Origin of the sequence: Tsukamurella conjunctivitidis (genome assembly GCF_007858475.1) — a bacterium.
Lineage (GTDB): Bacteria > Actinomycetota > Actinomycetes > Mycobacteriales > Mycobacteriaceae > Tsukamurella > Tsukamurella conjunctivitidis.
This window is the reverse complement of the sequence record NZ_VIGX01000017.1, coordinates 68,331-76,934: the sequence shown is the minus strand read 5'-3', so window position 1 is coordinate 76,934 and position 8,604 is coordinate 68,331. Positions and strand designations below refer to the sequence as shown.

Annotated in this window: 8 protein-coding genes and 1 rRNA gene; all 9 read left to right on the top strand. The window is 73.0% G+C overall.

The features are described 5' to 3' along the window. Positions 1-110: ribosomal RNA gene (rrf, locus tag FK530_RS20320) — 5S ribosomal RNA — on the top strand; the annotation flags it as partial. A 135-nt stretch (positions 111-245) separates the two neighbouring features. Further along, positions 246-1,610 (top strand): hypothetical protein, encoded by a 1,365-nt coding sequence (locus FK530_RS26355; RefSeq protein ID WP_205124230.1) that lies wholly within the window; start codon positions 246-248, stop codon positions 1,608-1,610. Then, positions 1,607-2,554 carry an HAD-IIA family hydrolase gene (locus FK530_RS20310; protein ID WP_146488789.1) on the top strand — a complete coding sequence of 316 codons (948 nt, stop codon included), beginning with the start codon at positions 1,607-1,609 and terminating at the stop codon, positions 2,552-2,554. Before FK530_RS26355 ends, FK530_RS20310 begins: the two co-directional genes overlap by 4 nt. Positions 2,555-2,564: 10 nt before the next feature. Further along, on the top strand, positions 2,565-2,783 hold the full coding sequence (locus FK530_RS20305; RefSeq protein ID WP_231706731.1) for a hypothetical protein: 219 nt from the start codon (positions 2,565-2,567) through the stop codon (positions 2,781-2,783). Between the two features lie 5 nt (positions 2,784-2,788). Then, positions 2,789-3,604, top strand: coding sequence for a TlyA family RNA methyltransferase (locus FK530_RS20300; protein WP_146488788.1), 816 nt, complete (start codon positions 2,789-2,791; stop codon positions 3,602-3,604). After that, the gene (locus FK530_RS20295) at positions 3,601-4,491 is read left to right on the top strand and encodes an NAD kinase (RefSeq protein ID WP_146488787.1); all 891 of its coding nucleotides are present in this window, start codon (positions 3,601-3,603) and stop codon (positions 4,489-4,491) included. The genes FK530_RS20300 and FK530_RS20295 overlap by 4 nt, the downstream gene beginning before the upstream one ends. Positions 4,492-4,495: 4 nt before the next feature. Beyond that, a complete protein-coding gene (recN, locus tag FK530_RS20290) occupies positions 4,496-6,283 on the top strand; it encodes a DNA repair protein RecN (protein ID WP_146488786.1) in 1,788 nt (595 codons plus the stop codon). Positions 6,284-6,458: 175 nt separating this feature from the next. Further along, positions 6,459-7,649, top strand: a complete 1,191-nt coding sequence (steA, locus tag FK530_RS20285; RefSeq protein ID WP_146488785.1) for a putative cytokinetic ring protein SteA — start codon at positions 6,459-6,461, stop codon at positions 7,647-7,649. Further along, on the top strand, positions 7,650-8,570 hold the full coding sequence (locus FK530_RS20280) for a copper transporter (protein WP_146488784.1): 921 nt from the start codon (positions 7,650-7,652) through the stop codon (positions 8,568-8,570). It abuts the gene before it with no gap. The last annotated feature ends 34 nt before the right edge of the window (positions 8,571-8,604 follow it).

The window sequence follows — 8,604 nt, the reverse complement described above, 5'->3', positions numbered from 1 at the left end:
GCCATAGCGGAGGGGAAACGCCCGGCTCCATTCCGAACCCGGAAGCTAAGCCCTCCAGCGCCGATGGTACTGCACTCGTGAGGGTGTGGGAGAGTAGGACACCGCCGGACTAAAATTAGATACAGGATGAAGGCCCTTGGGGATCGTGTCGAACACATGCGTGTTCCACTCCTCAGGGGCCTTCGCCATGTCCAAGTACAGTAATAGCGTGAGTCGCCTCGGGGGCGACGGGAAGTGGGTGCACCGTGGCTGAGTCGAGCGGCGACCGCCGGCAGCGTGCCGGATTCACCAATCCCGCAGAGCGGGCGGACCGTAAGACCGACGGAGATTCGTCACGTGGCGCCGGCCGCAGCAACGACCGGGGCACCCGCGGGGACGATCGTCGTGGCGGCGACCGCACCGGCGGCGGCCAGCGCGGTGGCTTCCAGGGCCGCGGCGGAGACCGGCGTTCCGAGGGCGGGCGTGGCGATCGGCGCGATTTCGGCGGCAACCGGTCGGGCGACTCCCGCGGCGGCGGTCGTCGCGACAACCGCGGTGGAGATTCCCGCGGGGGCGACCGTCGTGACTTCCGCAGCAACGACTCGCGTGGTGGCGATTCCCGAGGCGGAGATCGTCGTGACTTCCGCAGCAACGACCGTGGCGGGGATTCCCGCGGTGGTGACCGTCGTGACTTCCGGGGCAACGACTCCCGTGGTGGCGCATCGCGCGGGGGAGACCGCCGCGAGTTCGGTGGACGCCCGTCGGGCGATCGCCGCCCCTCCGGCTCCGGCGACCGCCGCAGTGGTGGAGATCGCCGCAGCGGGGGCTTCGCCGGCGGTCGCAACGGCTCGCGTCCTCAGGGCCAGGGCGGGCGTCCCGGCGGGTACCAGCGCGACGACCAGCGCTCCGACCGCCCTCGGACCCGCGCCGGCGAACCGTCGATCCCGAAGGACGTCGATCCCAAGGAACTCGATCCGGCGATCCGGCGCGACCTGCTGAGCCTCGACAAGAACAACGCGGAGCTCGTCTCGTCGCATCTCGTCCTGGCCGGGCGACTGCTCGACACGGACCCCGCGGCGGCCCTCGCGCACGCCCGCGCCGCCCGCGAGCGCGCCGGCCGTATCGCCGCCGTCCGTGAGGCCTGCGGTATCGCCGCGTACATGAACGGTGAATGGGCCGAGGCGCTGAGCGAGCTGCGGGCCGCCAAGCGCATGGGTGGCACCGTCAACCTCCTGCCCATGATCGCCGACAGCGAGCGTGGCCTCGGCCGGCCCGAGAAGGCCATCGAAACCGCTCGTGGCGACGAGGCCGCGCAGCTCACCGGCGACGATCGGACCGAGCTGCGGATGGTCGAGGCCGGTGCCCGCATGGACCTGGGGGAGTACGACAAGGCCGTCGTCACCCTGCAGGCGGAGGATCTCGACCCGGCGCGCCGCGGCTTCCACGCCGCCCGCTTGTTCTACGTGTACGCGGAGGCGCTGCTCGGCGCCGAGCGTCGTGGCGACGCGCTGACCTGGTTCCTCAACGCCGCCGCCGCGGACGAGGACGAGTTCACCGACGCCGAGGAGCGGGTCGCGGAGCTGTCCTCGGAGGACGCCGCGGAGCTGCCGTCGGACGATTCGGCCGAATGACGTCGCTCGCCGAGGGCTACGACCGCCTGCTCGTCGACCTCGACGGCACCGCGTACGCGGGCGCCGTCGCGATTCCCGGGGCGGCCGACGCGCTGGCCGGTCTCCCCGTCACCTATGTGACCAACAACGCCAGCCGCGGACCGTCGGACGTCGCACAGCACCTGCGCGAGCTGGGCTTCGAGGCCCCGGACGACTCCGTCGTCACCAGCGCCCAGGCCGGTGCCGGTCTGCTCGCGTCCCTCGTCCCCGCCGGTACGCCGGTTCTCGTCGTGGGCGCGCCGGCCCTGCGGGCCGAGGTCGAAGCCCGTGGGCTGCGCCTCGTCGAGACGGCCGAGGAGGCGCGCGCCGTCATCCAGGGCCACAGCCCCGAGACCGGTTGGGCGCGCCTGTCCGAGGCGGCGCTCGCGATCCGGGCCGGTGCGGTGTGGGTCGCCACCAACACCGACGCCACCCTCCCGACCGAGCGCGGCCTGCTCGTCGGCAACGGCTCCATGGTCGCCGCGGTCCGGAACGCCACCGAGCGGGAGCCCCGCGTCGCGGGCAAGCCCTACGCCCCGATCTTCGTCGACGCGATGCGCGCGGCGGGTGCCACGACGGCCCTCGTCGTGGGCGACCGCCTCGACACGGACATCGAGGGCGGCAACGCCTTCGGCGCAGACACCTACCTCGTGCTCACCGGCGTGAACGACGTCGCTGATGTGGTCGTCGCGCCGGACGCGCACCAGCCGACGTACGTCGCCGACACCCTGGCGGATCTGCGTACGCCTCGGGAGGACGCGCTGCCCGGGCCGCGTGAGGGGTGGGCCGCCGCCGTCGACGGGGACGATCTGATCGTGACCGGTGCCGTCGGCGCGGACCCCGCCGACGCGAAGTACGTGGCGATCGCCGCCGCCCGGGAACTCTCCGAGGAACGCCGCGCGGGCCTGCGCCTGACCATCCGATAGCGTGGACACCGTGGAGTCAGCAGCGATGCGCGGCGGCGATCCGGCCGACGTCCGTACGGCCGTCGAGGACCTGATGCACCGCGTCGACGAACTCGATGCGGCGCCCGTCGTCGATCCCGGGGCCGTAGCCGGCGTCGGGGAGCTGGCGACGCTCGGCCGCCAGGCCGCCCTGTTCGAGCAGGCGCACCAGCTGCTGGTCGACGCACTGGATACCGTGGATCGGGCCTGACCGCGATGGCACGCAGAGTGCGGCTCGACGCCGAGCTGGTCCGTCGTGGCATGGCCCGGTCCCGCGAGCACGCCCGCGAGCTGATCGAAGCGGGGCGGGTCACCGTCAACAAGCAGGTCGCGCGGAAGGCCGCGAACCAGATCGACCCCGCGGACCCGGTCCACGTGATCGCGGTCGCCGGGGAGATCGAGTGGGCCTCCCGGGGCGCGCACAAACTGATCGGCGCGCTCGACGCCTTCCCCGACGTCGCCGTCGAGGGGCGGCGCTGCCTCGATGCCGGCGCGTCGACGGGCGGCTTCACCGATGTGCTGCTGCACCGCGGCGCCGCGCGCGTGTACGCCGTCGACGTCGGCTACGGCGAGCTCGTCTGGCGACTCCGCGACGATGAGCGCGTGGCCGTGATGGACCGCACGAACGTGCGTACGCTCGAGGCGGCGATGCTCGACGGCCCCGTCGACCTCGTGGTCGGCGACCTGTCCTTCATCTCCCTGGGGCTCGTGCTCCCCGCTCTCGCCCGGTGCACCGCGCCCGGTGCGGACCTGCTCCCCATGGTGAAACCGCAGTTCGAGGTGGGGAAGGGCAACGTCGGCTCCGGCGGAGTCGTGCGGGATCCCGCCCTGCGCGCGAGCGCGGTCCGCGGCGTCGCGGAGGCCGCTGCGGCCTCGGGACTGTCCACGCGCGGCGTGACCTTCAGCCCGTTGCCCGGGCCCTCGGGGAACGTCGAGTACTTCCTGCACCTGCGCCGCGAGGAGGGACCCGTCGTCCTCCCCGACGACGTGGACGACATGATCAGCACGGCTGTGACGGAAGGACCGCAGTGACGACGGCAGGGAAGACCCAGAGCGATCGCACCTTCCTCGTGGTGGTGCACACGCTCCGCAGCGACGTGGACCGCACCGTCGAGGAGATCCGACGGCGGTTGGACCACGCCGGCGTGCGGATGAAGCTCGAGAGCGACGTCCGGGAGGCGCCTGACGACGCGGCGGTCGGGTGCGAGGTCGTGGTCGTGCTGGGCGGCGACGGCGGCTTCCTGCGCGGTGCCGAGCTCGCGCGCCGCGCGGACGTCCCCATCATCGGCATCAACCTCGGTCACGTCGGCTTCCTCGCCGAGTCCGAGGTCGACACGGTGCCGGAGACCATCGACGACCTGGTGCAGCGCCGGTACACCGTGCACCCGCGGATGACGCTCGACGTCGAGATCCACGACGGCGACCGCCGCGTCTCCCAGGGCTGGGCGCTCAACGAGGTCTCCGTCGAGAACCGGTCCCGGCAGGGCCTGCTCGAGCTGGTCACCGAGGTCGACGGCCGGCCGGTCTCGCGGTTCGCCTGCGACGGGCTGCTGGTCGCGACGCCCACCGGCTCCACCGCCTACGCCTTCTCGGCCGGCGGGCCCGTGATGTGGCCGGACCTCGAGGCGCTGCTGATCGTGCCGAGCAACGCGCACGCCCTGTTCGCGCGACCCATGGTCACCAGCCCGCGGTCGGTGATCGCGATCGAGGTCGAGGGCAGCCGGCACGAGGCGATCGCCTTCTGCGACGGCCGCCGCACTCTCGAGGTGCCGGAGCGCGGGCGCATCGAGATCCGCCGCGGTGAGGAGCCGGTGCGGTTCATCAAGCTCGGGGCGGGTCCGTTCACGGACCGCCTGGTGACGAAGTTCCAACTGCCGATCAGCGGCTGGCGCGGCCGCCGCGACGGCACAGGGGGGTAGGGAAGTGCTCGAAGAGATCCGCATCTCGTCGCTCGGCGTCATCGAGCAGGCCGCGGCGGAGTTCGCTCCCGGCCTGACGGTGCTCACCGGCGAGACCGGCGCGGGCAAGACGATGGTCGTGACCAGCCTGCACCTGCTCGCCGGGGCGCGCGCCGATCCCGGCCGGATCCGCGCGGGCGCCGACAAGGCCGTGGTCGAGGGACGGTTCTCCCTCGTGGGGGCCAGTTCCGCCGAGCTCGTCCGGGAGACCATCGAGGAGGCCGGCGGCGAGCTCGACGACGACGCGGTGATCGCGGTCCGCAGCGTCGCCGCCGACGGCCGCTCCCGCGCCTACCTCGGCGGCCGCAGTGTGCCGGTCGGCACGCTCTCCGAGTTCGCGGGGCCCCTGCTCACGGTCCACGGCCAGAACGACCAGCTGCGGTTGCTCCGTCCCGAGCGGCAGCGCGATCTCCTCGACGCGTTCGCGGGAGCCCCGGCAGGCAAGGCGCTGCGTTCCTATCAACGCGTGCGCGAGGAGTGGCTCGCCGCCCGGGCGGAGCTCGCCGACCGCACCACGCGCTCCCGGGAACTCGCCCTCGAGCAGGACCACCTCACGGCCTCGCTCGCCGAGATCGACGGCGTGGCGCCGGTGTCCGGCGAGGACGTCGACACCGTCGAGAAGATCAAGCGCCTGTCCGACCTCGACACGCTGCGCGACGCCGCGGACACCTCGTACGCCGCGCTGACCGGGGCCGGCTACGGCAGCGACGCGGAGGGCGTGGGCTCCGTGCTGGACCTGCTCGGTACCGTCCGCGCGGCGCTCTCCGGCTCGGACGACGCGGCGCTGCGCGCGCTCGCCGAGCGGGTCGACGAGGCCGCCACCGTCGCGGGCGACGTGGCGACGGAGCTCGGGGCGTACCTGACGGATCTGCCCAGCGATCCGTCGGAGCTGGAATCGCTCCTCCTGCGCCAGTCCGAACTCAAGACGCTCACCCGCAAGTACGCCCCCGACATCGACGGCGTGATCGCGTGGGCCGACGAAGCCCGCTCCCGGTTGGAGGGGATCGACACCTCGGCCGAAGGTCTTGCGGCGCTGCAGGCCCGCGTCGCCGCGCTCGAGGCGGACCTCGCCGCGGCCGCCGCCGCGCTCACCGCGGCCCGCGGGAAGGCCGCGGGCTCGCTGGGCAAGAAGGTCACGGGGGAGCTGCGCAAGCTCGCCATGGGCGGGGCGTCGATCACCGTCGACGTCGCGCCGGACGCCGTGGCGCCCGATGGCGACGGTGCCGCGGTCGTCGTCGACGGCACGCCGCGCCGCGCCGGGGCGCACGGTACCGACGTCGTCGAGTTCCGGCTGGTCGCCCACGACGGCGCGAACCCGCTACCGATCGGCAAGTCCGCGTCGGGCGGTGAGCTCTCGCGCGTGATGCTCGCGCTCGAGGTGGTGCTGGCCGCCACCGAACAGGGCCTGACGATGGTCTTCGACGAGGTCGACGCCGGCGTCGGCGGCAAGGCGGCGGTCGAGATCGGCCGTCGGCTCGCGGCGCTCGCGCAGCGCCACCAGGTGATCGTGGTGACCCACCTGCCGCAGGTCGCCGCGTTCGCCGACACCCATCTGACCGTCGGGAAGCAGACCGGCAAGGGCTCGGTGACCTCGACGCTGACCGCCCTGTCGCGCGACGAGCGGATCGCCGAGCTGGCCCGCATGCTCGCCGGGCTCGGGGACTCGGACACCGGCCGAGCGCACGCCGAGGAGCTGCTCGAGGCCGCGGACTCGGACAAGGTCGCGCAGTCGGGGGCCCACGCCGGCACGTAACGCGGGAGAAGCCTCCGACATCGGCGTGGCGGCGGCAGGTACCGCCGCCACGCCGATTCCCGCGGATTCGTCTCCGGCCCATGGCGCGACGTGTGCGATTGAAGTAGCTCAAAGTTTCCAGTGTTGTCGGCGCGCCTCCCGTTACTTCTGTGACTCACGGGGCAGTATGTGCGGCATGAAGCTCACTGGCCTGCTGTCCCGCAATACGTCGAACCTGCCCGGCGTCACCGGCACCGCCCGGGTCGACAAGGACACCACGCGTCTGCTCGGCCGGATCGGCCGTGGCGACATCGTGGTGTGCGACGAGCTGGACCTCGACCGCACCACCGCCGACCTCATGGTCGAGGCGGGAGTCGCGGCGGTGGTCAACGCCTCGCCGTTCATCTCCGGGCGCTACCCGAACCTCGGCCCCGAGGTCCTGGCCGCCGCCGGCATCGAGCTCGTCGACGACGCGGGCAAGGAGGTCTTCACCCGCGTCAAGGACGGCGCCAAGATCCGCGTTCACGAGGGCGTCGTCTACACGGGCGAGCGCGAGCTGGCCCAGGGCGAGCCGCTCTCCGACACCGACGTGACCTCGCGCATGCTGGCCGCGCGCTCCGGCGTCGTGGACCACCTGGAGGCCTTCGCGGGCAACACCGTCGAGTTCATCCGCGTCGAGTCGCCCCTGCTCATCGACGGCGTCGGCATCCCCGACGTCGAGGTCAACCTCAACGACCGCCACGTCCTCGTCGTCTCCGACGGCGCGGACCACGTCGAGGACCTCAAGCGCCTCAAGCCCTTCATCAAGGAGTACGCGCCGGTCCTCATCGGCGTGAACCGCGGCGCCGACGCCCTGGTGAAGGCCGGTTACCGGCCCGACCTCATCGTCGGCGACCCGGAGATGATCACCACCAACACGCTGCGCTCCGGTGCGCAGGTCGTGCTGCCCGCCGCTCCCGACGGGCACGCGCCGGGCCTCGAGCGCATCCAGGACCTCGGCATCGGCGCCATGACCTTCCCGGCCACCGGCTCCGCCGCCGATCTCGCGCTGATCATCGCCGACCACCACGGCGCCTCGCTCATCGTCTCCGTCGGCCACTCCGCCTCGCTCGAGGAGTTCTTCGACGCCGGTCGTCGCGAGTCGAACCCGTCGACCTTCCTCACGCGGCTCAAGGTGGGGACGAAGCTCGTCGACGGCAAGGCCGTCGCCACCCTGTACCGCAGCCGCGGGCACGGCGGCGCGATCGCGCTGTTCATCCTCGCCGCGCTGGTCGCGGTCGTCGCAGCCGTGCTGGTCTCCAACCAGGGGCACGACCTGCTGCAGTGGGTCATCGACCAGTGGAACCGCTTCGCGCTCTGGGTCCAGGGCCAGTTCCGGGCACTCTAGGTGCCGGGACCGACGCGCCGGCTCCGCTCGCCCGGCGCCCGCCGCCCCGCGCTGTTCTGGGCGGCGGTGCTGCTGGCCTTCGCCGTCGGCGTAGCGCTCGGCGGGGGAGTCCTCGCCCGGTTCACCACCGACGGTGACCTCAAGGACCTGCGCGGCCAGGTCGAACAGCTCGAGCGCAGCAACGCCGCGCTCACCGACCGCGCCCGTGCCGCCGACGCCTATGCGGACGCCGCAGCACCGGCGACGCTGGGCCGCAGCCTGGCCGGCGTCCCCGTCCTGGTGGTCACCGCGCCGTCCGCGGACGGCGGCGATGTCGCGCAGATCAACCGCCGGATCACCCAGGGCGGCGGCACCGTCGCCGGCACGCTGGCGCTGACCGACGACCTGTACGCCGAGGACAAGGCCGAGCGGCTTCGCGGCGTCGTCGACAACGCGGCCCCGGCCGGTGTCACCCTCGACAAGGGCCTCGTCGACCCCCGTGCCCGCGCGGGCGACCTGCTCGGCGCCGTCCTGCTCTCGGAGGGCGCCGTCAAGCCCCCGTCGAACGGCCGGACGGACGCCCTCGCCGCGCTGAAGCAGGCCGGCTTCGTCGACTTCTCCGGTCCAACGGTGCCCGGCGCGCGCGCCGCGGTCGTAGTGACGGGCGGAACAGTTCCCGGCGAGCGCGGGGGCGAGGGGCAGGGGATCGGCCGGCTCGCCGCGGCGCTGTCCGGGCACGGGGACGGCGCTGTCCTCGCCGGCCGCACCGGATCGTCGCAGGGTGCGGGCCCGATCGTGGTCGTCCGGCAGGACAAGGGGCTGTCCGCGAAGCTCGCCACGGTCGACGACGCGGACACCGTCGTCGGGCAGGTCTCGACCGCCCTCGCGCTCGTTCAGGCGACGCGCGGTGACGTCCGCGCGTACGGAACCGGTGTTCGCTGACGAGTTGGTGATAGGCTGAAGTCCCGTAGTAGAA

What these genes read in the sequence shown, in the direction of transcription:
- steA (WP_146488785.1), top strand. Translation starts at nt 6,459, where the DNA reads ATGAAGCTCACTGGCCTGCTGTCCCGCAATACGTCGAACCTGCCCGGC.
- FK530_RS20310 (WP_146488789.1), top strand. Translation starts at nt 1,607, where the DNA reads ATGACGTCGCTCGCCGAGGGCTACGACCGCCTGCTCGTCGACCTCGAC.
- FK530_RS20300 (WP_146488788.1), top strand. Translation starts at nt 2,789, where the DNA reads ATGGCACGCAGAGTGCGGCTCGACGCCGAGCTGGTCCGTCGTGGCATG.